The sequence below is a fragment of the Hansschlegelia beijingensis genome (assembly GCF_014196425.1).
GTDB classification, from domain to species: domain Bacteria; phylum Pseudomonadota; class Alphaproteobacteria; order Rhizobiales; family Methylopilaceae; genus Methylopila; species Methylopila beijingensis.
The window spans coordinates 722524-744120 of the sequence record NZ_JACIDR010000002.1; the positions used below are offsets into that span (position 1 = coordinate 722524).

A 21597-nucleotide genomic window follows, 5' to 3' on the forward strand; every position below is an offset into this window, starting at 1 on the left:
TCGCCCGTGCATGCCTGGTCTCTTCAGTCACCGCGAAGGATCGCCCGCTCCGCCTTGCCGCGGATGGATCCGGTGACAAGAAGCGGCGGGCGCAACGCGGCCCCGAGTGATCCACAACAACAATCAGGCCTCGGCCGAAACGTTCATCAGGGGCTTGGAATGCTGCGTTTGTTGATCGCCTTTTCGGCTGTGCTTCTGGCGTCGCCCGCTTATGCGCGCTTTCCCTGCGACGAACTCTGGGGCGAGCGTAACGCGGTCTATTTCGAAGCCGGCTATTGCTTCAAGACGGACCGCGCGATCCGAGCCTTCGGCTACAACGAGGGCTGCCGCTACAACAACATCGAGGACGTGCCGCTTTCAGCGCGCGACCGCAAGAAGATCGCCGAGATCCAGGCGCAGGAACGCGCCAATTCCTGCCCCCGCTGAGCGCCCGCTCCACGCTCGTCCGACTTTGAACGCGCCCTTCGCCCGGGGCTGACGTCGACGCGCGCACGCGCGCCCGAGCCGCTCAGCCCTCCAGCATCTCCGCGCCGCCGCGCGCTTCTTTCGGGACATCGCCATGCGCATCGCTTTGCTGACCGGAACGCTCGTTCTCGGTGGACTGTGCTTCGCCCCGTTTCCCGCCGCGGCCCAGGGCTTCGACGAGCGCTGCTCCAAGATCGTCGACGCGATCTGCGGCTCAGAGATCGGCCGGTGCTTCCGCCAGAAGGACATCTGGGACTACATCCCCTCCAAGTGCAGCGGCGACGTGCAGTCCATGGTGGAGATGGACCGCGAGGCGCGCGAGCAGCAGCGCAACGACCGCGCCGCCGCCCGCTCCTCCGGCAGCCAGTACGGACCGAGCTTCTCCTGCGGCGGCGTGCTTCGCAGCCGGCCGTCCATGAACGCGTCCAAGGTGGCGAGCGTGGCGGAAGGCCAGAAGCTGGAGAGCGTCGAGGACATCGACGTCTGGTTCAACGACTACAAATGGTTCCGCGTCCGCTCCGGCGGGCTGGTCGGGTACCATTGGGGCGGCATCTTCTGGACCCAGGGCGGCCGCGAGGGAACCATCCCGAGCTGCAACGGCTGACGGCGCTTCGCCCGTCGATCCTCTTCACCGTCACCACGCATTCGGGGAAACGCCATGCTGCGTCCACTGGCCGCGCTCGTTCTGGCGCTCGCGCTCGCGCCGGCTTCCGCCGTCGCCCAACCCGGCGACAGCGGTTCGCTGGAGGGTTTCGTGAGCGAGGTCTACAGGACCTACGAACTCGGCAAAATGCCCCAGGACTTCTCGATGCGGGGAGGCCTGCCGATCCTGTCGAACCGGTTCAGGGCTCTCGTGCTGAAGGACCGCAAGCAGGCGGGCGGCGAGATCGGCATCATCTCAGGCGACCCGATCTGCCAATGCCAGGACATCGTGAAGTTCCGAGTGACCAGCGTCCGCGTCGGCGGCGACAGCCAGACCGCGCTGGTCGATGTCGGCTACAGGAACGGGCCCGACGCCGGCAAGCTGAAGCTGACCCTGGTTTATGGCGACCGCGGCTGGCTGATCGACGACATCACGACGGCCGACATGCCGTCCTACCGCACCATCCTCAAGAGCGAGCTTCGGTAGGAGCTCCGGGCGGCGCGGCTTCGGCCGCGCCGTCACGTCTCCTGCGGGCAGGCCGCGACGCCGGAGGGGGGGCCGATCAGCGAAGCTCGTGACTACTTCTCCGCCAGCTCGAACGCTCGATCACAAGAGTTCAGAAGTTCAGACGCTATCGTTCTGAGCGCAGAGAACTTGGTGACGTTCAGACTTGAAAACAGGACGTCGTTCACGGCCCTCTGCCGATCTCCGATCGCCTCGATGGCGCGCGACCCCTTGTCCGTCAGGACGATATCGATCTTCCGCCTGTCGTCCGCGACTGGCCGCTTGCTTACGAATCCGAGGGCCTCGAGCTTCTTCGTCTCCGTGACGATGAAGGGGACGCTGACCCTCAATCGGCTGGCCAGGTCCTTCACGCCCACCGGCGTGTTCGGCGGCCGCCGCGCCAGAGCCATGAGCACCGCATATTGGGGCGCCGTGACGCCCATCTGACGCGCCAGCGCCTCCCTGATCTGCTGAAGCCGAGACGCGAAGTGCGTCAGATCATCGACCATGGCCCTGAAAGCTTCGTCGGATCCCTCGACGAGCAGCGCGGCGCGGCTCACCGTGTTCGGGGGAGGGGTCATTGATGCTCCTTGGCCGCCAAGCCGGCGCCCAACCCATATCTGCGTCCAGCGTGGCGCGGCAACCGTCCCGAAATAGCTTGTTGACAAAGCTAAGTCACAAAGCAAAAATCCGGAGGTGCAGGGGCGGAGCGCGAGGGCGTCATGAGGGTTGGGGCTGACTATCTTCAGGGGCTCCAGGACGGGCGCTGCATCTTCCTGAACGGGGAGAGGGTCGCCAGCGTCGCGGAGCACGCGGCGTTCCAGGGGGCCGCCCGCTCAGTCGCGGCGCTCTACGATTTCCAGGCGCGGTCCGAGAACGTCGAACGCTCCACCTTCGAGACGCCGACCGGCGCCCGGGTGAGCCGGGCCTGGCAGATGCCCAAAACCTACGCGGAGCTGGTGCAGCGCCGCGAGGCGCTCGTCGCCTGGGCCGAACTGCATCACGGCTTCATGGGGCGCTCGCCTGACCACGTCGCCTCGACGATCGCCTGCATGGCGGCCGGCGCCGACGTGTACCGCCGGCACGAGGGCGGGCGGGCGAACGCCGTGCTCGACTACTACGCCTACGCCCGCGACCGGGACCTCTACCTCTCCTACGTCATCATCGATCCGCAGGCCGACCGGTCGAAGGGGGCCGGCGAGGGCGGCAACGCCGAGGTGGCGGTGCGCGTCGTGGACGAGGATCCGGGCGGCGTCACGATCCGCGGCGCCAAGATGCTCGGCACCGGAGCCGCGCTCTCCGACGAGGTGCTGGTCACGACGCTCCGGCCGCTCGCGCCCAGCGAGGACCGCTTCGCCTTCACCGCCGTGGTCCCGATCGCGGCCGCGGGCGTGAAGCTGATGTCGCGCCGCTCCTATGAGCAGGCGGCGCCGTCCTCATTCGACTATCCGCTGTCGTCGCGTTTCGACGAGAACGATGCGCTCCTCTACTTCGACGACGTGAAGATCCCTTGGGACAGGATCTTCGTGCACCGGGGCGTCGCGGCGCAGCTCGCCCAATGGCACGAGGCGCCGGTCCACGCCTTCCAGAACTATCAGGCCGAAATCCGCCTGATGGTGAAGCTGCGCTTCCTGATCGGCCTCGCGCACAAGATCACCGAGCTGATCGGCACGTCGAACATGCCGTCCGTGCGCCAGACGCTCGGTGAACTGGCCGCGGACTGCAGCATGATCGAGGCCTTCGTCTACGGAATGGAGGCCAAGGGCGCCCATTACGGGCCCTACTTCATCCCAGACCGCGGCCTGCTCTACGCCGCGCAGGTTCATGGACAGGCGCTTTACCCGCGCGTGATCCAGACCCTTCGTGAGTTGTCCGGCGGCGGCGTTCTCATGCTGCCGTCCTCGGTCGAGGACTTCGCGAATCCCGAAATCGCGAGCCTGATCGGCCGCACGCAGCACTCCCCGGTCGCCTCATCGGAAGAACGGGTTCAGTTGTTCAAGCTCGCCTGGGACGCGATCGGCTCTGAATTCGCCTCACGGCACGTGCAGTACGAGACCTTCTATTCCGGGCCGCGGCACGTCGTGGCCGGAATGTCTTACCGAACCTTCGACTGGGGTCGCGCCAAGGGCGGCGTCGAGGGCTTTCTTTCTTCCTATGGACTGCCAGAAGCCGCGCCCGCTGCGCCGCTGATGGCCGTCGGCGGCTGAGGCGTGACGCGCGTGATGCAAGATCTGACCATTGAGGGTTTCACCGTCGCCCCCGGCGAGCGGCTGCGTGCGCAGATGTCTGCGCTCGAGCTCGCCGATGGCTCGAGCGTGCAGTTGCCGCTCGTGCTGATCAACGGCGCCAGGCCGGGTCCGCGGCTCTATGTGGGCGCCGGCATCCATGGGGACGAAGTCACCGGCGTGGCGCTCGTGAACCGGGCGATCTCGGCCATCGACCCCAAGACGCTCGCGGGCAGCATCGTGTGCTGCCCTGTGCAGCAGCCGCTCGCTCTGATCGCCGACCACCGCATCCCGGTGTCGCAGTACCTGAAATCGCCGCTCGACCAGGCGCCCACCGACGCCTGGACCTGCTTTCCCGGCGACCCGGACGGCAACATCGCGCAGGTCATGGCCGCGACCCTGTTCCGGCTGATCAGCGCGTGCGACGCGGCCCTCGATGTCCATACGCCGACGCGCGGCGGCCGCTACGTGCCGATCGCCATCCTCCCGCACCCGAACCTGGGCGCTCCGGCGCGCGAGGCCGAGCGGATGGCGCATCTGCTCGGGACCGGCTGGATCGTGCGGGGCGAGCGCGGGATGTACGTCGCCGACGGCATTCTCTGCGTCGAGGCCACCAAGGCGGGCGTTCCCTGCTTCACCTTCGAGATCGGGGAGGGCGGGCGTCTCGAGGAGGACCAGGTCGCGATCGGCGCGCAATGCGTGACCAACCTGCTGATCGGCCTCGGCATGATCGACGGCGACCCCGTTCCGCCTGCCGAGACGCATGTGATGCGGGATTTCCTGGGTCTGAGAGCGAGCCGCGGCGGCCTGCTGGTCACGGACGTTCCCCTGGGCGCCCCGGTCAAGGCCGGAGACGTCCTGTGCCGCATCCTCAACGTCTATGGGGACGAAGTCGAGATGGTGCGGGCGCCGCAGGACGGGCTCCTGGTGCGCACCACGACCCTCGGCAGCGTCTCGAGGGGGGAGCGGGTCGCGACGCTCGGGCTGTTGTGACGCCGCCCGGCGGCATCGATCCTGCCGTCTTCCGGCGCGCCGCCGGTTGCTTCGCGACGGGCGTGTCGATCGTGGCGGCCGAAGACGAGCAAGGCATGCGGGTCGGGGTCACGGCGAACTCCTTCGTCTCCGTCTCGCTGGAGCCGCCGCTGGTTTCGGTCGCGCTCGCGCGATCGCTCGTCAGCATGCCGGTGTTCGAGCGGGCCAGCCACTTCGCGATCAGCGTGCTCGCCGAGGGCGACGAGACGCTCGCGGCGCGTTTTGCGAGCCGCGGCGCGGACAAGTGGTCGGAGACAGCCTGCGAACGGGGTCTCGGCGGCGCGCCTCTGATCGAGGGCGCGGTGGCGACCTTCGAGTGCGAACGCTACGCGATGCATGACGGCGGCGATCATCACATCCTGCTCGGCCGGGTCATCGGGCTGTCCTGCGCCTCTTCCCGCCGCCCCCTGATCTTCCATGGCGGGGCGTTCGCGCGGCTCGCAGCCCTGGAGCAGCGTCAGGGCGCCTAGGCGAGGAGCAGGCGCCGCCGAAAGCGGCGGCGGGCGGTAGAAAGTGCGGGCCGCGCCCGCGCTTTCGCCCCGGCCGATCGGCTGGCACGTCACTTGCTTTACTTGCATTGCATGCAAGACGCTTGCGTCGGTGGCCGATGCAGCCGGGTCCAGCCGGCCGATCGGCGCCATCGGCCGGTCATATCGGGCGCTACGGGGAGTTCGGATCATGGCATTCAAGAACGGCATTCTGCTCGCGGCGAGCGCGCTTGCGGCCCTCCTGACGCTGACCGGCGCGTCCAACGCGCAGGCGGCTTGCGAGCCTTCCAAGGTCGCCGAGAAGTATCCGAGCCTCGCCGGCAAGACGATCAAGATCGGCGCGGATCCCCAGACCCCGCCCTATGTCATGCGGGACAAGAGCAATTTCGATAAGGTCGTCGGCGTCGACGCCGATCTGGCGCGCGCGACCTTCGACTGCGCCGGCGTGAAGTACGAATTCGTGCTCGGCGGCTGGTCGGGTCTGCTGCCCGCGGTCATGGCGGGGCAGATCGACGTGATGTGGGACAATCTCTACTACAAGCCGGCGCGCGCCAAGACCGTCGACTTCGTGGTCTACATGAAGGCCGGCACCGGCGCTCTCGTGCCCGCCGGCAATCCGAAGAAGGTCGCGAGCATCGAGGATTTCTGCGGCAAGACGGTCGCGTTCGGCCTCGGCAGCGTCGAGGAGCAGGCCACGCGCAAGCAGGACGAGGCCTGCAAGGCGGCCGGCAAGGACGCGGTGACGATGATGCCGTTCCAGGATCTCGCCGCCGGCATGCGCCAACTCGACAGCGGCCGTTCGGACATCCTGCTCTGGGACCTCGGCTTCGCCGACGCCTCGGTGAAGGAGGCGCCGACCAAATACGCCCGCGCCTTCGCGATCATCAGCGGCCTCACCATGGGCGCCGCGACCGCTAACGGCAACGCCGACCTCATCAAGGCGATCCATGACGGGCTGACGGTGCTCCAGGCCAAGGGCGAGCAGGCCGCCATCTTCCAGAAATACGGCGTGGATCCGTCGCTCGAGGTCCCGGCCGAGGTGAAGCTCGACTGACGAGGGCAGGGCGACGAGACCTCGTCGATGCAGATCATCCGCACCTCATCGCGCGCCGCCGCCGTCGCCCTGCTCGCGCTCGCCTTCTGGGCGTTTCCGGCGGAAGCGCAGGCGTCGGCCTCGGCCGCGCTGCAGGAGCTCTCCGGAGACGCCGACGCGGCCGTCGCGGTCGAGCAGCACTGGATCTGGGAGTTCTTCTCCTACGCCGCGTCCGAGTTCCTGTGGATCGGCGCCTGGACCGCGGTGAAGATCACCGCGCTGGCCATGGCGGTCGGCCTCGTGCTCGGGCTCGGCCTCGCCCTGATGCGGCTGTCAGGGCTGTTCGTGGTGCGGGCGGTCGCGTGGTTCTACATCTGGATCGTGCGCGGCACGCCGCAGCTGCTGCAACTCGTCTTCATCTATGACGCCCTTCCGTATATCGGCCTGAAGTTCGACAGCTTCACCACGGCCGTGATCGGTTTCTCGCTGAACCAGGCGGCGTTCAGCGCGGAGATCATCCGCGGCGGCATCCTCTCGGTGAACAAGGCGCAGTCGACCGCCGCCACCGCGCTCGGCATGGGGCCGGTGCTGACGCTGCGCCGGATCATCCTGCCGCAGGCGATGCGCTCCATCCTGCCGGGCGTCGGCAACGACACGATCAGCATGCTCAAGCTGACATCGATCGCCTCGATCATCTTCGTCAACGAGCTCACTTTCCGGGCCCAGCAGATCGTCGGCCAAAACTTCCGGTTCTTCACCGTGTTCGCCGCGGCCGGCCTGATCTACCTGATCCTCACCAGCGCGATCTCGCTCGCTCAGGGCTGGGCGGAGGCGCGTTTCGACCTCGAGCGCGAGCGCCGGCCGCGCGGCGAAACGCTCAGGCGGATGTTCGGCTTCCGGCTCGGGCGGAAGTCCGCAGCCGAGATCGCCGCGCCGGCGCCCTCGCTCGCGCCGGCCGCGCCCGCTTCGGGGACCGAAACCGCTCCGGCCGGCGAGGACGTGTTCCGGATGCTCGCGACCTCGGCCGGCGGCGCCGCGAAGCGCGGCGAGCCCTTCGTGGTCTGCCGCAACGTCCAGAAATCCTATGGCGACCGGGCGGTCCTCAAGGGCATCGACCTCACCGTCGCCCGCGGCGAGGTGGTCGTGCTCCTGGGGCCGAGCGGCTCGGGCAAGAGCACCTTCCTGCGCACCATCAACCATCTCGAGCCGATGGAGTGGGGCGAGATCACCGTGGACGGGCGCCATGTCGGCTATGTCCCGGCGCCAGGCGGCGGGCTGCGGTCCACGGGCGGGCTCGCGAAGGCGCGGGCGGACGCGCGCATCGGCATGGTGTTCCAGCACTTCAACCTGTTCGCCCATCTGAGCGCGCTCGAGAACGTCATCGAGGCGCCGATCCGCGTGTTCGGCATGGCGCCCGACGCCGCCCGCGAACTCGGGCTCAAGCTGCTCGCGGAAGTCGGCCTTTCGGCCCACGCCGATCACCTCCCGCATCGTCTGTCCGGCGGTCAGCAGCAGCGCGTCGCGATCGCCCGCGCGCTCGCCATCTCGCCGAAGCTCATGCTGTTCGACGAGCCGACTTCCGCGCTCGACCCCGAGCTGGTGGGCGAGGTGCTTCAGGTCATGCGCAAACTCGCCGACGCCGGCATGACCATGATCGTCGTGACCCACGAAATCCGCTTCGCCAGGGAAGTGGCGGACCGGGTGGTCTTCATGGACGAGGGCGTGATCGTGGAGCAGGGCCCGCCGTCCGAGGTGATCGACGACCCGAAGCAGGAGCGCACCCGGCGCTTCCTCCGGGTCATGGAACGCGCGGCGCCGACCCCATGAGGAGCCGCGGGGCGTGTGTTCCCTCAGAAGGTCGGCGGCGTGTTGATCCAGAGCACGCGGCAGCTACGGGGCCCGTGCGCCCGATAGCTGTGCGGCCGCGACGAGCTGAAGAAGAAGCTGTGGCCGGCCGGGAGTTGATGGCGCTCGCCCTCGACGAAGAGCTCGAGTTCGCCTTCGAGCACGTAGCCGACCTCCTCGCCCGCATGCTCGAAGGGGCCGCAGAGCGGTCCGCCGCCAGGCAGCTCCAGCAGCAGCCCTTCCAGCATCCGTTCCGCGCCGAAGGGGGTGAGCGTCTCGCACAGGCTGCCGTCGCCTTCGCCCGCCCGGCCATGCGAGGTGCGGGGCCGGTCGTCGGGGCCATAGGTCGTGCAGACCCGCTGTTCGACCGGATCCACCAGCGCCGAGACGTTGACGGCCAGCGCCTTGCAGATCCGGTGGATCGTGCTCAGCGACGGCGTGACGAGATCATTCTCGATCCGCGACAGCAGGCTTTCCGAACAGCCCGCCGCGACGGCCAGGTCCTTGAGCCGCAGGCCTTTCAGCTGGCGAAGATGCCGGACGCGCGGGCCGATCGGTATCGGCCGACCGCCTCCGGCGTCGCCCGCAGCGGCCTCCGCCGCGCCCCGCGCAACCCTGTTCTTGACCATGCGGCTCACGCCCTCCGCGACCGGAACAGTCAGACTTAAACCAGCCGGCTTGCATCACACGCAAGCGGCTTGCAGCAATGCTGGTGAAAAGGAAACGGCATGCGCTTGTCCATTGACGTAGGCGGCACGTTCACCGACCTCGTCGTCGACCGGTTGTCCGGAGCAGCCGAAGTCTTCAAGGCGCCCACGACCTATCCGGACCCGATCGACGGCATCCTGTCAGCCGTCGCGCTCGCGGCGAACGCGCAGGGAATCACCACCGAAGCGTTCCTGGGCGGCGTCGAGGTGCTGTTCCACTCCACGACCCGGGCGATCAACGCCGTGATCACCGGCCAGGCGGCGCGCACCGCGCTGCTCGCCACCGAAGGGCATCCGGACATCCTGCTGATCCGGGAAGGCGGCCGCACGGACCCCTTCAACTACCGGATCGGCTATCCGGCTCCCTACATCCCCCGCGCGCTCACCTTCGAGATTCCCGGCCGGATCCTGGCCGACGGCGGCGAGCGCAGGACGCTCGATGAAGCCGCGGTTCTCCGCGTCATCGAGCGCCTCAAGGAGGAGAAGGTCGAGGCGGTCGCGGTCTCCCTGCTCTGGTCGATCGTCAACCCGGCGCACGAGCTGCGGGTCGGCGAGCTGCTGGCGGAGCATCTGCCCGGCGTGCCCTTCACGCTCGCGCATCAGCTGAACCCGACTGTGCGCGAATATCGCCGCACCTCCTCCTGCGCCATCGACGCCTCGCTGAAGCCGATCATGAGCGCCTATCTGCGCGCGCTGAAGCAGCGGCTCGGCGCGCACGGGATGGCGGGGCAGATCTTCGCCGTCACCTCGCAAGGCGGGCTGGTCGACGTCGAGGAGCTCGCCGAGCGCCCGATCCTCGCGCTCAATTCCGGGCCTTCCATGGCCCCGGTCGCCGGCCGCTACTTCGCCGCGCTTCAGGGCGCCACCACCGCCATCGTGACCGACGCCGGCGGCACGACCTATGACGTGAGCCTGGTGCGCGACGGGGCGCTGCCCCGCACCCGCGAAACCTGGCTCGGGCCCATCTATCAGGGCCATCTCACAGGCTTCCCCTCGGTCGACGTGAAGAGCGTCGGCGCCGGCGGCGGCTCGATCGCCTCCGTCGAGGGCGGTCTGCTGCGGGTCGGGCCGGAGAGCGCGCGGTCGGACCCCGGACCGGTCTGCTATGGCCGCGGCGGAACGCGGCCGACCGTCACCGACGCCGCTGTCGTGCTCGGCTACATCGACCCCGATTTCTTCCTCGGCGGCAGGATGGGGCTCGCGGTCGCCGCCGCGCGCGCGGCGATCGAGCGCGACGTCGCGATTCCGCTCGGTCTCGGGGTCGAGGAGGCGGCGCTCGCAATCATCGACCTCGCGACCGAGAGCATGGTCCACGCGATCGAGGACATCACGGTCAAGCAGGGCGTCGACCCCGAGGACGCAGTGATGATCGGCGGCGGCGGCGCGGCCGGCATCAACGCGGTGCTGATCGCGCGCAGGCTCGGCTGCCGCTCCATCCTGTTCCCTGACGTCGGCGCCGCCCTGAGCGCCGCCGGCGCGATGATGTCGGAGCTCACCTCCGAGTTCTCGCAGGTCGTCTTCATGAGGACGGGCGCCTTCGACGCCGCGGCCGCCAATGCGATCATCGCGGGGCTGAAGGAGCGGGCGGAGGCGTTCTTCGCATCCGCCGGCGGCCGGGCGCGCGAGCGCCGCGTCGATCTCGCGATCGAGGGCCGCTACCCCAGCCAGGTCTGGGAGATCGACGTGCCGATCGACGAGGCGATGCTCGCGGCGGAAGACGCCGCCAGCCGGCTGGTGGCGGCGTTCCACGCCCGTCACCAGGAGCTGTTCGGCTTCCGGGACGACGGCGACGAGGTCGAGATCATGGGCTGGCGGGCGCTCGCCCGCTGCCGGCTCGCCGACGAGAGCGCGATCCGGCTGCCCTCGGGCGTCGATTCGGCGCCGACGCGATCCCGGACGATGACGTTCCGCGAGACCGGGCCGATCGAGGCGCCCGCCTATCGTCTCGAGGCGCTCGATCCCTCCGTGACCGTCAAAGGCCCGGCTGTCGTCGAAAGCAACTTCACCACGGTCGTGCTCGCGCCGGGCTCCGAGGCCCGCAAGACCGCCGAGGGCGGTTTGTGCGTGCAGCCCCTCGTCCAGTCCGTCACCCGTCTCCGGGAGTTCGCCGCGTGACCGCCGCCCTCCAGACATCCGCCGCAGCCGGCTTCGATGGCGTGAAGCTCGCGATCATGCAGAAGCGTTTCGACGGCGTGACGCGGAAGATGGCCAACACGCTGCTGCGCACGGCGCGCTCCGGCGTCATCAACACCGCGCGAGACTTCTCCTGCGCCCTCGTCACCGCCGATTGCGAGCTGCTGACGGCCGCCGACAGCTACCCGATCCACGTGATCGGCGGCGCCGACCTGATGGCGCGGGCGATGCTCGACCTGCATCCGGAGCTCCAGCCCGGCGACGCCTTCCTTCACAACTCGCCCTATCACGGCAACAGCCACGCGGCGGACCACACGATCCTCGTGCCGGTGTTCGACGACGACGGAGTGCACCGCTTCACGGTGCTGGCGAAGGCGCATCAGGCGGACTGCGGCAACTCGCTGCCGACCACCTATATGGGCCTCGCCCGCGACGTCTACGCAGAGGGCGCGCTGATCTTCCCGGCCGTCAAGGTCCAGACCGGCTACCGCGACGTCGCCGACATCATCAACATGTGCCTGATGCGCATCCGCGTGCCGGACCAGTGGCGCGGCGACTACCTCGCCATGGTCGGCGCCGCGCGCATCGGCGAGCGCGAGATCACCCGCATGGGCCGCGAGCTCGGATGGGATACGCTGTCCGCGCACGCCCGGGACTGGTTCGACCTCTCCGAGCGGCGGATGATCGAGGTGATCGGCCAGATGCGCTCGGGCAAGGCCCGCGCGACCTGCGTCCACGATCCGCTGCCGGGCGCGCCGGCCGACGGCATCCCGGCGACCGCCGACGTGATCGTCGATTCGGAAGGTGGACGGATCTCCGTCGACATGACGGACAACATCGACTGCGTGCCGGTCGGCGTGAACCTCAGCCACGCCTGCGCGCGCACCGCCGCGTTGGTGGGCGTGCTGAACAGCCTGCCGACCCCCGTCATCCCGAACGCCGGAACGTTGCGGCGCATCGACGTGACCTTGCGCGAAAACTGCTGCGTGGGCATTCCGCGCCATCCGGTCTCGACCTCGGTCGCGACGACCAATCTCGGCGACCGCGTCACCAACGCCGTGCAGCGCGCGCTGGCGCAGATTGACCCGAATGTCGGCATGGCCGAGGGCGGCGCCGGCCTGCCGCCCGCGGCGGGCGTCATCTCGGGCGCCGATCCCCGGAACGGCCACGCCTTCATCAACGAGGTGATCCTCGCGGCCGGCGGCGGGCCGGGCACGCCGGTGCAGGACGGATGGCTGTCGCTGTTCTGCATGGGCAACGCCGGCATGCCCTTCTATGACAGCATCGAGATCGACGAGATGCTGCACCCGATGCTGGTGGAGCGGCGCTCGATCGCCCAGGACAGCGAAGGCGCCGGCGCGTTCCGCGGCGCGCCCGGCATCCGCACGGAGTTCCGGCCGGTGGATTGCGACTTCGAGCTCGGCTTCGTCAGCGACGGAACCGTCAATCCCGCGCAGGGCGTCTGCGGCGGGCTGCCTTCGTTGTCGGCCCGGCAGTTTTTGGAAAGCGACGGCGGCGAGATCACGCCGCTCGGCACGGCGGAGCAGATCCGGGTGCGCGCCGACCAGAAGGTGGTGTCGCTGTCGAATGGCGGCGGCGGCTATGGCGACCCGACGACGCGTGATCCCGAGCGCGTGCGGGTCGACGTCGCCGAAGGCCTTGTCAGCCGGGAGCGCGCCGAAGCCGTCTACAAGGTGGCGCTCACGGCGGACCTCCGCGTCGACGCCGCCGCGACCGCAGCGCTGAGGGCCGCCTGACCATGAACGCGTATGACCGGGAGCAGGCCGCGGGCGCCTCGGCCGATCCACTCGACGTCGTGGAGCTGACGAAGCGGCTGCTCCGCGCCCGCAGCGAAACGCCGCCGGGCGACACCAATGCGCCGGCGGCGGTGATCGCGGCGGCCGTGGCGGGCGTCGAGGGCATCGAGACGGAGAACCATCCGGGGGCGCCGCACGTCGCCAACCTGGTCCTGCGGGTGCGCGGCCCGCGGCCGGGCAAGCGGCTGGTCTTCAACGGCCATCTCGACACCTATCCGCTCGGCGAGGGCTGGACGACCGATCCGGACGGCGAGCAGCGCGACGGCAAGCTCTACGGCCTCGGCGTCTCCGACATGAAGGGCGGGGTGGCGGCGATCACGGTCGCGCTCGCCCGGCTCGCGGCGAAGAGGCAGCGGCTGGCCGGGGAGGTCGTCGCGACCTTCGTGGGCGACGAGGAGACCATGGGGGAACTCGGCGCAAAACTGTTGCTGGAGACGGTCCCGCACGCGCGCGGCGACGCGATGATCAGCGCTGACGTCGGCTCACCCGGCGTGCTGCGCTTCGGCGAGAAGGGGATGATCTGGCTGACGCTGAAGGCGCAGGGCAAGGCCGCGCACGCGGCCCATGTCCACCGCGGCGACAGCGCGATCGAGAAGCTCGTCGACGTGATCCAGGCGCTCAAATCGCTACGGGACTGGCCGGTCACCGCGCCCGGGGCGGTGACGCGCGCGATCGCGGGGAGCGCCCCGGTCTCCGAGGCGCTGTCCGGCGCGGGCGAAAGCCACACCCTCGGCCACGTCACCGTCACCTTCGGCACCATCCGGGGCGGCCGGCTCAGCAATCTGATCGCCGACGAGGCCGAGGCGACGGCCGACATCCGCCTTCCCGCGGGCGTGACGGTCGCGGAGCTCGAGGAGAGGATCGGCCAGATCGTGGCGGCGACGCCCGGGGTCTCGGTCGATGTGGTCCGCCGCTACGAGCCGAACTGGACGGCTCCTGACCACCCGGTGATGGAGGCGGTCAGCGCCGCCTGCGAGGCCGTGCTTGGCGAGCGCCCCGTCCGCACCATGCGGGTCGGCGCTTCCGACGCCCGCCACTATCGATACGCCGGAATCCCCACCGTCACCTGCGGCCTCACGCCCACCAACATGGGCGCCGCCGACGAACACGTCTCCCTCGATGAGCTCAGGGCGCTCGCGGACGTGCTGACCCGAAGCGCGGAGCTTTTTCTGGCGGCCTGAGCAGTGGCGGAGATCCCGGCGACGGCTTCATCGAAGGCCGCCGTCGAGATTCTCCGGCCTCACTCTCCTTCGGATCAGCCGACCGCGATCGCCTCGATCTCGACCAGGGCGTCTTTCGGAAGTCGGGCGACCTCATAGGCCGAGCGCGCCGGCGGCTCCGACTCGAAGAACTCGCCATAGACTTCGTTGAGCTCCGCGAACCTGTTCAGGTCCTTCAGGAAGACCGTCGTCTTCACGACCTTCCGCAGGCTGGACCCGGCCGCCTCGAGGGCCGCCTCAAGATTGGCGAAGACCTGTCGAAGCTGGCCTTCAAAGGTTTCGGGGACTTCGCCCGAAGCAGTCACCGGCAACTGGCCGGAGATGAATACGAAACCGTTCGCCCGCACCGCGTGGCTGAGAGGAAGGGCGGGAGCCGCCCCTCCGGGATTGAGGCATTCTTTCGACAATTCTTCTTCCTTTCCGGGATGGCGCGCAGCCGCGCGCAAGAAGCGCCCTCGGCGAGCGGAGCTCATAGGTCGAGCGTCACCGCCACCCGGGCGCGGGAGACGCAAGGCGCAATCCTGTGCTGCCGGTCCGTGACCGAGATCACGGAGTCCCGATGGATCACCACCCCGTCGCGATAGCCGCATACGCAGGAACCGCAGACGCCGAGCTCGCAGGAGGACGGCATGGTGACGCCGTGGTCGCGCAGCACGTCGAGCAGCGAGCGGTCCGCGGGCACGTGCAGGGTCTCGCCGGTCGATGCGAGCGTGGCGTCGAACGGTTCCGGCTTGAAGTTCTCGTCGAGCGTCGCCTGGAAGGCCTCGGCGTGGATGCGGGCCTCCGGCCAGCCGAGCTCCACTGCGGCGGCGCGGACCGCCTCGAGCAATCGCTGCGGCCCGCAGACATAGAGCTGGTCGCCCTCCTGCGCTCGCCCGATCTCGCGCGGATCGAACCGCGCGCCGTCGGAGGAGAGCCAGGTCCGTAGCCGCTCCCCGCATATCGCGCGCAGCTCGGGCAGCAGGGGCGCGTCGTGCTCGGAAGGCGCGCAGAAATCGACCCTGAAGTCGGCGCCTTGCGCCGAGAGGCGGCGGACCATCGCGAGCACCGGCGTCACGCCGATCCCGCCCACCACGAAGAGGTGGCGATCGGCCTGCTGGAGCGGAAAATTGTTTCGAGGCGCCGAAACGTGGGCGACCGATCCCTCGCTCAGCGTCTCATGCGCCCCGCGCGAACCGCCGCGGCCCGCATCCTCCCGCTTGATGGCGATCTCGTAGGCCGAGCGATCATCCGGGTCGCCGCACAGCGAATACTGCCGGATCTTGCCGTCGGGCAGACGCAGATCGACATGCGCTCCCGGCTCCCATGCCGGAAGTTCAGGCTTCAGCGGATGCACGAGCCTGAGATGAAGAACCTTCGGGGTCGTGAGCCGTGCGGCCTCGACCTTCAGCTTCATGATGACCCGGGCCGTCATGCGGAGGCGTCGTCCAGCAGCTCGATCTCGTCGCCGGGCCGGATCACGCCGCCGCGCTCGATGCCGCAATTGAGGCCGGAGCGGTTGTAGAGCGGCAGATAAACCGGCGAGCCCAGCAGTTCCTCGAGGTATTTGCACGGGAAGTTCAGCCGGCCGCCGCGCAGGATGACTTCGCCGACGCGGAAGCGGCGGCCGACAAGATGGTTCAGCGGCACGCCCCGCACCGTCAGGTTCCGCCTGTGGTCGCCGGGAGCGAGCGTGATCCCGCCGCCCTGCAGCGGCGGATCGTTGCGCGCCAGCGCGTCCAGCGCCTCCTGCTCGATCAGCGTGACCTCGCGCGTGTCGGGCTTCGGCGAATAGGTGCCGGTCCCCTCGAAGTAACGGTCCCCGACGATGCCGCGGCCCGCCACGCATTCAGCCTCGGCGAGCTCCTCCATTTCGTAGCTTGCGGCGGGCGCCACATGGATGTGCAGCAGCACGCCGCGAAACCCGGTCGCGCCGCCCGGCACATGCCGGGCGATCGAGCCGGCCGGGTTCTCGTAGGCCTCGACCATCGTCGGACGAGGCTTTGACGGGGTTTCGGACAGTATTTGGCTTTCGGCTTCGTCGGCTCTCAAGTTCAACCTCCCGGCGGTGGTCTGGACCTTGGAGACCCGCGCGAACCGCGCGGGCCTCGTTGTTGCCCGCGCGATCAGGCGCGGCTGATGTCGAGATCGCGCGTCTCGGTCGCGTAGAGGGTGGCGACCAGCGAGATGGCCGCAAGGCAGATCAGGTAGAGCGCGATCGGCCAGGTGGCCCCGGCCCAGGCGAGCAGGCCGGTCGCGATCATCGGCGCGAAGCCGCCCGAGATCGCAGCGGCGATCTGGCATCCGAGCGAAGCTCCCGAATACCGCACCCGGGTTCCGAACAGTTCGGGCAGGAACGCCGCCTGCGGTCCGAACATGGTCGCGTGGGTGAGGCTCATTATCACCGCGATCGAGATCACTACGATCGCCGGGTCGCGCGTATCCAGGAGCGGGAACACGATCAGGGCGCATGCCCCGCTGATCAGCGCGCCCCCGATATACATCGGCCGGCGGCCGATCTTGTCGGACATCCAGCCGAACAGCGGCAGCGTCGCGAACTCGAGCACGGCGCCGAGCAGGATGGCATAGAGGATCAGGGTCTTCGGCAGGCCGAGCGTGCCTGTCGCGTAGACGATCGAGAACACCGTCAGCACGTAGACCCAGGCGACTTCGGAGATCTTGAGACCGACTGCGGTGAGGAAGGTCTTCGGCTGACCCATGATCACCTCGAGGATCGGCATGCGCGCGACCTTCTCGGTCTGCTTCACCTGAGCGAAGGCCGGCGTCTCGACGAGCTTCAGCCGCACGAACAGGCCGACGCCGATCAGGATCACGCTGAAGAGGAAGGGCAGACGCCAGCCCCAGGACAGAAACTGGTCCTGCGGCAGCATGGAAAGTCCGAGGAAGGTCGCGGTGGACAGCGCGACGCCGGCCGGGAAGCCGACCTGAACCAGACTGCCGTAGAAGCCGCGCTTCTTCTCCGGCGCATGCTCAATCACCATCAGGACCGCGCCGCCCCACTCGCCGCCGATGCCGATGCCCTGCATGAGGCGCAGCGCGACGAGCAGGATGGGAGCCCAGATTCCGATATGGTCGTATGTCGGCAGGCAGCCGATCAGGAACGTTCCCACGCCCATGATCAACATGGTCAAGGTCAGCATCGCCTTGCGGCCGAGCCGGTCGCCGAAATGGCCGAAGATCGCGCCGCCAAGCGGCCGGGCCACGAAGCCCACCGCATAGGCGGCGAACGCCGCGAGCGTGCCCGCGACGGGATCCATCGTCGGGAAGAACAGCTTGTTGAACACAAGCGCGGCTGCGGTGCCGTAGATCAGAAAGTCGTACCACTCGACGACGGTTCCGAGCACGCTGGCCCAGACGATCCGCCTCATCTTCTCGTCGTCGCTTGAAACGGCGGGAATGCCGATTCCGTCAGCGGTCGGCGCATCGGTCATCGCATGCCTCCTATCATCGATAGTGGAAACAATTCCACTATCGGGGAGGCAAGGGGCGTGCCAGATTGCGGGCCGCGGACGGCGCGGGGCGGATGTCAGCCAAGGTGTCTGATCTGGCGCTGTCTTGGGCGGTCTGCCCGCGAAACGGGCTCTACAGCCGATCGGGAAGGTTCAGCGGATGCGCGAGGCGTCAATCACGAGGAAATACTGGCATTCGCCCTCGCCGACATTCTCAAAGGCATGTTCCGCGTCGGCCTCGAAGTACAGGCTGTCGCCCTTCTCCAGGATGACGGTCCGGTCTCCGACATGAGCCTTCAGGCGGCCGTCGAGGACGTAGATGTATTCGGAGACGCCCCGCTTGTGCCCGACGAACCGGCCGGAGCCGCCACCCGGGGGCACGGTGTTCAGCACCCAGTCGATGCCGCGGCCGGGAAGGACGGGCGAGATGCAGCGCCGCAGGAAGCCGGATTGGCCATCGCGAAGGATCGGCTGTTGATCGGCCGGGATCACCAGGATCTCGCGTTCCGTCGGAGCCGCCATCAGGCGCGAGAAGGTGACGCCGAGCGCCTCGGCGAGCCGCGAAAGGACGGTGGTGGAGGGGACCGCTTCGGCGCGCTCGATCTTCGAGATCATCGACCGGCTGACGCCGGACAGGGCGGACAGGCTTTCGAGCGACAGCCCGCGGTCCTTCCGGTGGCGGCGGACCTCTCCGGCCAGCACCTGCGCCTGCGCCCTCTCCGCGACGGCGGCGCCGTCCGGCTGCCCGGAGACAGGGCTTGAATCGATGTCGGCTTCGCTGCTGCTCACGCGGTAGCTCATGCAACGATACGTCCGTGACGATCAAGAGGAACAACGACTTATGAAAGACCGCAGCGCGCCCGCCCGCATCGGCGTCATCCTCTACGACACCGTCGAGCCGATCGACGTCGGCGGCACTGTAGGCGTCATCTCGATGGCGCGGCGCATCCTGCCCAACATCTCCGACGCGGTGATCGCGCGACGCGCAGGTCCGGTGCGGCTCGCCGGGGGCCTTGTGGTGGAGGCGCCCTTCGGCGTGGCCGACGCGCCGGCCTGCGACGTCTATGTCGTGTGCGGGGGCGCGGGCTGGCCGGACGCCTCGAAGGATCCTGAACTGATCGGCTTTCTGAAGCGCCAGCCCGCCGAGCGGCTCGCTTCTGTCTGCACCGGCGCGCTGGTGCTCGCGGCGGCCGGCGCGCTCGACGGACGGACCGTCACGACCCGGCGCAACGCCGCCGGCGCCGAGGCGAGGGCGCCGATCGCGCTGCTGGCCGAGGTCGCCAAGGGAGCGTCGACCAAGGCCGCCGCAGTCGTCGACGACGTCGTCGTGACAGGCGGCGGCGTCTCGCTCACGATCGACGCGACGCTCTATCTCATCGGAAAGCTCTACGGCGTCGACGCCGCTGAAGAGGTCGCCCGGCTGATCGAGTACGATCGCGCCTACCATGCCAACAGGGAGGCGCTTGGCCATTACGCCGGCGTTCAGCTCGTGGCTTCGTGACCGGACGCCGGCTGGAGCCGACGCGCTTCCCGTTCCTTTCCAGGCGTCGCGCCGTCGGCCGTCGCGTCCTACGCGACGGCTGCGCCGTCAGACGTCCAGATTGGCGACCGTCAGCGCGTTCTGCTGGATGAACTCGCGGCGCGGCTCGACCACGTCGCCCATCAGCTTGGTGAAGATGTCGTCGGCCTCGTCGACTTCCTTGATCTTCACCTGCAGCAGCGTGCGGGCGTTGACGTCGAGCGTCGTCTCCCAGAGCTGGTCGGGGTTCATCTCGCCGAGACCCTTGTAGCGCTGGAGCTGCGAAATGCCCTTGCGGCCCGCCGCGAGCACGCCGTCGACCAGGGCGCTCGGGCCGTGGACCGGGGAGACGTCGTCCTTGCGCAGCAGATGCGGGGTCTTGCCGTAGATCTCCTGCAGATGGGCGGCGCGCTCGTCGAGCTTGCGGGCGTCGGCGCTGGCGATGAAGGCGGCGTCGATGGTCGCGGCCTCGCGCACGCCGCGCACGGTGCGGGCGAAGGTGAAGCCCTCCTCGCTGGCGGCGCCTTCCCATCCGCGCTCGGTCTCTTCCGACAGCAGGTCGAGGCGGCGGGCGATATACTCCGCCGCAGCCTTGGCCTTCTCCTCGTCGCGAAGCACGTCGATCGTCAGCGCGCCCGCGATGGCCGCCTGCTCCACGACCGAGCGGCGATAGCGCGAGTGCAGGCCGCCCAGGATGGAGCGCACCTGACGGGCGTTCTCGACCACCGACCGGAGGTCGAGCCCGGAACGCGCCTCGCCGCTGGCGAGCCTGAGCGTCACGCCGTCGAGGCCCTGATCGACCAGGTAATCCTCGAGCGCCCGCTCGTCCTTCAGATACTGTTCGGACTTGCCGCGCACGACTTTGTAGAGCGGCGGCTGGGCGATGTAGACGTGGCCGCGCTCAAGCAGCTCCGGCATCTGCCGGTAGAAGAACGTCAGCAACAAGGTGCGGATATGGCTGCCGTCGACGTCGGCGTCCGTCATGATGATGATCTTGTGGTAGCGCAGCTTGTCGGGGTTGAACTCGTCGCGCCCGATGCCGGTGCCGAGCGCCGTGATCAGCGTGCCGATTTCCTGGCTGCCGAGCATCCGGTCGAAACGCGCGCGCTCGACATTGAGGATCTTGCCGCGCAGCGGCAGCACCGCCTGGAACTCGCGCGCCCGGCCCTGCTTTGCGGAGCCGCCGGCCGAGTCGCCCTCGACGATGAACAGTTCCGCCTTCGCGGGGTCGCGCTCCTGACAATCGGCGAGCTTGCCGGGCAGTGAGGCGATGTCGAGCGCGCCCTTGCGGCGGGTGAGTTCGCGCGCCTTGCGCGCCGCCTCACGGGCGGCTGCGGCCTCCACGACCTTCTGCACGACGGTCTTGGCGTCGGCCGGATGTTCCTCGAGCCAGCGGTTCAGCGCCTCGTTCACCAGGTTCTCGACCGCCGGCCGAACCTCCGACGAGACCAGCTTGTCCTTGGTCTGCGACGAGAACTTCGGGTCGGGCACCTTGACGGAGAGCACGCAGGTGAGGCCTTCGCGCGAATCGTCGCCGGTGAGCGAGACCTTCTCCTTCTTGGAGACGCCGGAGCTGTCCGCGTAGCCGTTGATCTGCCGCGTCAGGGCGGCGCGGAAGCCGGCCAGATGGGTGCCGCCGTCGCGCTGCGGGATGTTGTTCGTGAAGGCCAGCACGTTCTCGTGGTAGCTGTCGTTCCACCACATCGCGACCTCGACGCCGATGCCGTCCCTCTCCGCGCGCAACACGATGGGCGTCCCGATCAGGGGCTGCTTGGCGCGGTCGAGATAGCGCACGAAAGCCTCGACGCCGCCCTCGTAGAACAGCTCTTCGCGCTTCGGCTCGACGCCCCGGGCGTCGGTCAGGACGATTCGGACCCCGGAGTTCAGGAAGGCGAGCTCGCGCAAACGGTGCTCGAGCGTCGCGTAGTCGAACTCCGTCACGCCCGTGAAGGTCTCGAAGCTCGGCGAGAACGTCACCTCGGTGCCGCGCTTGCCGTTCGCCGGGCCGGTGACCTGCAGCGGGCCGTCGGCGACGCCGTGCGTGAACGACATCTCGTGCGCCTTGTCGTTGCGCCAGATGCGCAGCGTCAGCTTGGTCGACAGCGCGTTGACGACCGACACGCCGACGCCGTGAAGACCGCCCGAGACCTTGTAGGAGTTCTGGTCGAATTTTCCGCCCGCGTGCAGCTGGGTCATGATGACCTCGGCGGCCGAGACGCCTTCCTCGGAATGGATGTCGACCGGGATGCCGCGTCCGTTGTCGGTGACGGTGCAGGAGCCGTCGGGATTGAGCGTGACCGTGACCTCGGTCGCCCAGCCGGCGAGAGCCTCGTCGATCGCGTTGTCGACGACCTCGTAGACCATGTGGTGCAGGCCCGACCCGTCATCCGTGTCGCCGATATACATGCCCGGCCGCTTGCGCACGGCGTCGAGACCCTTCAGGACGCGGATCGAGTCCGCGCCGTAGTCCTCGGCGTCGTTCGGGGTCATGTCGGTCATTCAAGGCTCTCGATCAGC

The 21597-nt window shown here is 68.7% G+C and carries 20 protein-coding genes; 12 read left to right on the forward strand and 8 right to left on the reverse strand.

The genetic code is table 11. The annotated features are described in order from the left end of the window. Positions 1 to 159: 159 nt before the first annotated feature. The 3 genes from GGR24_RS09875 (at position 160) to GGR24_RS09885 (ending at position 1594) form a co-directional block, all read left to right on the forward strand. On the forward strand, positions 160 to 426 hold the full coding sequence (locus GGR24_RS09875; protein WP_183395155.1) for a YARHG domain-containing protein: 267 nt from the start codon (positions 160 to 162) through the stop codon (positions 424 to 426). Between the two features lie 133 nt (positions 427 to 559). Continuing rightward, positions 560 to 1069 (forward strand): SH3 domain-containing protein, encoded by a 510-nt coding sequence (locus GGR24_RS09880; RefSeq protein ID WP_183395156.1) that lies wholly within the window; start codon positions 560 to 562, stop codon positions 1067 to 1069. Positions 1070 to 1123: 54 nt separating this feature from the next. Next, positions 1124 to 1594 (forward strand): DUF3828 domain-containing protein, encoded by a 471-nt coding sequence (locus GGR24_RS09885; RefSeq protein ID WP_183395157.1) that lies wholly within the window; start codon positions 1124 to 1126, stop codon positions 1592 to 1594. A 92-nt stretch (positions 1595 to 1686) separates the two neighbouring features. On the opposite strand, the gene GGR24_RS09890 is transcribed toward GGR24_RS09885, so the two are convergent. Further along, positions 1687 to 2193, reverse strand: a complete 507-nt coding sequence (locus GGR24_RS09890) for a MarR family winged helix-turn-helix transcriptional regulator (RefSeq protein ID WP_183395158.1) — start codon at positions 2191 to 2193, stop codon at positions 1687 to 1689. A gap of 141 nt (positions 2194 to 2334) precedes the next feature. On the opposite strand from GGR24_RS09890, the gene GGR24_RS09895 reads away from it, so the two are divergent. The 5 genes from GGR24_RS09895 (at position 2335) to GGR24_RS17775 (ending at position 8217) form a co-directional block, all read left to right on the forward strand. Continuing rightward, positions 2335 to 3819 (forward strand): 4-hydroxyphenylacetate 3-hydroxylase family protein, encoded by a 1485-nt coding sequence (locus tag GGR24_RS09895; RefSeq protein ID WP_183395159.1) that lies wholly within the window; start codon positions 2335 to 2337, stop codon positions 3817 to 3819. 15 nt (positions 3820 to 3834) lie between these two features. After that, positions 3835 to 4830 carry a succinylglutamate desuccinylase/aspartoacylase family protein gene (locus GGR24_RS09900; protein ID WP_183395160.1) on the forward strand — a complete coding sequence of 332 codons (996 nt, stop codon included), beginning with the start codon at positions 3835 to 3837 and terminating at the stop codon, positions 4828 to 4830. Next, positions 4827 to 5339, forward strand: coding sequence for a flavin reductase (locus GGR24_RS09905; protein WP_183395161.1), 513 nt, complete (start codon positions 4827 to 4829; stop codon positions 5337 to 5339). Before GGR24_RS09900 ends, GGR24_RS09905 begins: the two co-directional genes overlap by 4 nt. 208 nt (positions 5340 to 5547) lie before the next feature. Then, a complete protein-coding gene (locus tag GGR24_RS09910; protein WP_183395162.1) occupies positions 5548 to 6411 on the forward strand; it encodes an ABC transporter substrate-binding protein in 864 nt (287 codons plus the stop codon). A gap of 27 nt (positions 6412 to 6438) precedes the next feature. Next, the gene (locus GGR24_RS17775) at positions 6439 to 8217 is read left to right on the forward strand and encodes an ABC transporter permease subunit (RefSeq protein ID WP_183395163.1); all 1779 of its coding nucleotides are present in this window, start codon (positions 6439 to 6441) and stop codon (positions 8215 to 8217) included. Between the two features lie 23 nt (positions 8218 to 8240). Here the strand turns inward: GGR24_RS17775 and GGR24_RS09920 are convergent, their stop codons facing one another. Further along, entirely contained in the window at positions 8241 to 8864 is a 624-nt protein-coding gene (locus tag GGR24_RS09920; protein WP_183395164.1) for a cupin domain-containing protein, read from the reverse strand. A gap of 99 nt (positions 8865 to 8963) precedes the next feature. Between GGR24_RS09920 and GGR24_RS09925 the strand changes: the two genes are divergently transcribed. From GGR24_RS09925 to GGR24_RS09935, 3 genes are read left to right on the forward strand one after another with little or no spacing between them, the layout of a single operon-like run. After that, a complete protein-coding gene (locus GGR24_RS09925) occupies positions 8964 to 11057 on the forward strand; it encodes a hydantoinase/oxoprolinase family protein (protein ID WP_183395165.1) in 2094 nt (697 codons plus the stop codon). Then, the gene (locus GGR24_RS09930) at positions 11054 to 12832 is read left to right on the forward strand and encodes a hydantoinase B/oxoprolinase family protein (protein ID WP_183395166.1); all 1779 of its coding nucleotides are present in this window, start codon (positions 11054 to 11056) and stop codon (positions 12830 to 12832) included. Before GGR24_RS09925 ends, GGR24_RS09930 begins: the two co-directional genes overlap by 4 nt. Before the next feature lie 2 nt (positions 12833 to 12834). Continuing rightward, positions 12835 to 14073, forward strand: a complete 1239-nt coding sequence (locus GGR24_RS09935) for a M20/M25/M40 family metallo-hydrolase (RefSeq protein WP_183395167.1) — start codon at positions 12835 to 12837, stop codon at positions 14071 to 14073. A 74-nt stretch (positions 14074 to 14147) separates the two neighbouring features. Here the strand turns inward: GGR24_RS09935 and GGR24_RS09940 are convergent, their stop codons facing one another. The 5 genes from GGR24_RS09940 to GGR24_RS09960 all read right to left on the reverse strand — a co-directional run bounded on the left by GGR24_RS09940 (position 14148) and on the right by GGR24_RS09960 (position 18350). Further along, the gene (locus tag GGR24_RS09940) at positions 14148 to 14519 is read right to left on the reverse strand and encodes a RidA family protein (protein ID WP_246398196.1); all 372 of its coding nucleotides are present in this window, start codon (positions 14517 to 14519) and stop codon (positions 14148 to 14150) included. A gap of 62 nt (positions 14520 to 14581) precedes the next feature. Next, positions 14582 to 15526, reverse strand: coding sequence for a PDR/VanB family oxidoreductase (locus GGR24_RS09945; RefSeq protein WP_183395169.1), 945 nt, complete (start codon positions 15524 to 15526; stop codon positions 14582 to 14584). Next, positions 15523 to 16080: an MOSC domain-containing protein gene (locus GGR24_RS09950; RefSeq protein ID WP_210286095.1), complete on the reverse strand. Its 558-nt coding sequence runs from the start codon at positions 16078 to 16080 to the stop codon at positions 15523 to 15525. Before GGR24_RS09950 ends, GGR24_RS09945 begins: the two co-directional genes overlap by 4 nt. Before the next feature lie 137 nt (positions 16081 to 16217). Beyond that, positions 16218 to 17543 carry an MFS transporter gene (locus GGR24_RS09955; RefSeq protein WP_183395170.1) on the reverse strand — a complete coding sequence of 442 codons (1326 nt, stop codon included), beginning with the start codon at positions 17541 to 17543 and terminating at the stop codon, positions 16218 to 16220. Between the two features lie 171 nt (positions 17544 to 17714). Then, the gene (locus tag GGR24_RS09960) at positions 17715 to 18350 is read right to left on the reverse strand and encodes a helix-turn-helix domain-containing protein (RefSeq protein ID WP_343066232.1); all 636 of its coding nucleotides are present in this window, start codon (positions 18348 to 18350) and stop codon (positions 17715 to 17717) included. Positions 18351 to 18402: 52 nt separating this feature from the next. Here GGR24_RS09960 and GGR24_RS09965 point away from each other — a divergent pair, with 52 nt between their 5' ends. Beyond that, positions 18403 to 19062 carry a DJ-1/PfpI family protein gene (locus GGR24_RS09965; RefSeq protein ID WP_183395172.1) on the forward strand — a complete coding sequence of 220 codons (660 nt, stop codon included), beginning with the start codon at positions 18403 to 18405 and terminating at the stop codon, positions 19060 to 19062. A gap of 87 nt (positions 19063 to 19149) precedes the next feature. Here the strand turns inward: GGR24_RS09965 and gyrB are convergent, their stop codons facing one another. Further along, on the reverse strand, positions 19150 to 21579 hold the full coding sequence (gene gyrB / locus GGR24_RS09970; RefSeq protein WP_183395173.1) for a DNA topoisomerase (ATP-hydrolyzing) subunit B: 2430 nt from the start codon (positions 21577 to 21579) through the stop codon (positions 19150 to 19152). Positions 21580 to 21597 lie beyond the last annotated feature (18 nt).

Coding starts and splice junctions, on each gene's coding strand:
- GGR24_RS09875 (WP_183395155.1), top strand. CDS start 160: ATGCTGCGTTTGTTGATCGCCTTTTCGGCTGTGCTTCTGGCGTCGCCC.
- GGR24_RS09880 (WP_183395156.1), top strand. CDS start 560: ATGCGCATCGCTTTGCTGACCGGAACGCTCGTTCTCGGTGGACTGTGC.
- GGR24_RS09885 (WP_183395157.1), top strand. CDS start 1,124: ATGCTGCGTCCACTGGCCGCGCTCGTTCTGGCGCTCGCGCTCGCGCCG.
- GGR24_RS09890 (WP_183395158.1), bottom strand. CDS start 2,193: ATGACCCCTCCCCCGAACACGGTGAGCCGCGCCGCGCTGCTCGTCGAG.
- GGR24_RS09895 (WP_183395159.1), top strand. CDS start 2,335: ATGAGGGTTGGGGCTGACTATCTTCAGGGGCTCCAGGACGGGCGCTGC.
- GGR24_RS09900 (WP_183395160.1), top strand. CDS start 3,835: ATGCAAGATCTGACCATTGAGGGTTTCACCGTCGCCCCCGGCGAGCGG.
- GGR24_RS09910 (WP_183395162.1), top strand. CDS start 5,548: ATGGCATTCAAGAACGGCATTCTGCTCGCGGCGAGCGCGCTTGCGGCC.
- GGR24_RS17775 (WP_183395163.1), top strand. CDS start 6,439: ATGCAGATCATCCGCACCTCATCGCGCGCCGCCGCCGTCGCCCTGCTC.
- GGR24_RS09920 (WP_183395164.1), bottom strand. CDS start 8,864: ATGGTCAAGAACAGGGTTGCGCGGGGCGCGGCGGAGGCCGCTGCGGGC.
- GGR24_RS09925 (WP_183395165.1), top strand. CDS start 8,964: ATGCGCTTGTCCATTGACGTAGGCGGCACGTTCACCGACCTCGTCGTC.
- GGR24_RS09935 (WP_183395167.1), top strand. CDS start 12,835: ATGAACGCGTATGACCGGGAGCAGGCCGCGGGCGCCTCGGCCGATCCA.
- GGR24_RS09945 (WP_183395169.1), bottom strand. CDS start 15,526: ATGACGGCCCGGGTCATCATGAAGCTGAAGGTCGAGGCCGCACGGCTC.
- GGR24_RS09950 (WP_210286095.1), bottom strand. CDS start 16,080: ATGGTCGAGGCCTACGAGAACCCGGCCGGCTCGATCGCCCGGCATGTG.
- GGR24_RS09955 (WP_183395170.1), bottom strand. CDS start 17,543: ATGACCGATGCGCCGACCGCTGACGGAATCGGCATTCCCGCCGTTTCA.
- GGR24_RS09965 (WP_183395172.1), top strand. CDS start 18,403: ATGAAAGACCGCAGCGCGCCCGCCCGCATCGGCGTCATCCTCTACGAC.
- gyrB (WP_183395173.1), bottom strand. CDS start 21,579: ATGACCGACATGACCCCGAACGACGCCGAGGACTACGGCGCGGACTCG.